The sequence below is a fragment of the Streptomyces bobili genome (assembly GCF_002154575.1).
Taxonomy (GTDB): Bacteria; Actinomycetota; Actinomycetes; order Streptomycetales; family Streptomycetaceae; genus Streptomyces; species Streptomyces bobili.
The window spans coordinates 1-1,151 of sequence record NZ_MUBA01000916.1; the positions used below are offsets into that span (position 1 = coordinate 1).

At 72.5% G+C, this 1,151-nt stretch carries 1 protein-coding gene and 1 pseudogene; one reads left to right on the forward strand and one right to left on the reverse strand.

Annotated elements, in window-relative coordinates; all coding sequences use genetic code 11:
- Positions 1-647 (forward strand): L,D-transpeptidase family protein (locus BZL64_RS38680; protein WP_107430436.1); only part of this gene is annotated, 647 nt, incomplete at its 5' end.
- Positions 648-849: 202 nt separating this feature from the next.
- On the opposite strand, the pseudogene BZL64_RS40075 reads toward BZL64_RS38680, so the two are convergent.
- Positions 850-1,151, reverse strand: a pseudogene (locus BZL64_RS40075) (hypothetical protein); the annotation flags it as partial.

The window sequence follows — 1,151 nt, forward strand, 5'->3', positions numbered from 1 at the left end:
CCCCCGCTCCCCCGCCCCGCGTCCTGTGGTCGCCCGGCGACTCCGGGCGCGACATCCGCGAACTCCAGGCCCGGCTGCGGCAGGTGGCCTGGCTGTTCGAAGGGCCCAGCGGAAGTTACGACGCCCGCACCGAGGACGCCGTGAAGGGGTTCCAGGGCAAGCGCGGGCTGCCCAGGACCGGGCGGACGGACTCCGTCACCTGGGGGCGGCTGCTGGCGATGACGCACGAGCCGGACCGGTGGGAGCTGTATCTGATGGGCGGTCAGCCGGCCGCCGCACCCGACGCACGGTGCCTGACCGGGCGGGTGCTGTGCGTCGACAAGACGAGCCGCACCCTGCGCTGGATGGTCGACGGGCGAACCCTGACCACGGTGTCCGTCCGGTTCGGCTCCCAGTACACCCCCACCCGCGAGGGTGTGTTCCGCGTCTACTGGAAGTCCCGCCACCATGTGTCCACGCTCTACGACTCGCCGATGCCGTACGCGATGTTCTTCAGTGGTGGACAGGCGGTGCACTTCTCGTCGGACTTCGCGGCCCGCGGCTACGCCGGGGCCTCGCACGGGTGCGTCAACGTACGGGACGAGGCGGCGATCGCGGAGCTGTTCGCGCAGGTGAGGAACGGCGACAAGGTCGTCGTCTCCTGGTGAGAGGTATGGGGCGCGAGCGGGACCGGGGGAACGTGTCCCGCCCGCGCCAGGTGCACGAGCCGTAGGTACGGGGGGAACCCCGGCTCCGTGCGAGGGCCGATGACCAGTCGGCTCACTACTTACTGCGCCGGAGCCGCCGAAAACGTCACACCCTGCGGCAGGAAATTTTTACGGACCGAGAAGTCGCAGGTCAGGGGCATGGTCAGCGGGCGTCGGCGCCGTTGCCTCTGCCCTTGCCGTCACCGTTGCCTCCGCCGTTGCCGTTGCCGCCGCCGGAGGACTTGCCGTCCCTGCCGCCCGGCGTCCCGGCGTCGCTCCCGCCTCGGCCGTCGGCCCCCTCGCCCCCGCTGCCGCCCCGGCCCTTGCCGTCCTGGCCGGCCGTGCCGCCGGTCTTCCCGCCCTGGTCGCCCTTGCTTCCCTTGCCGCCCTTGCCGCCGCCCGACCCGGTGGGGTCCTGGCCGCCCCGGTCGCGGTCGCCGAGCAAACCCACGCAGTACGCCGGGA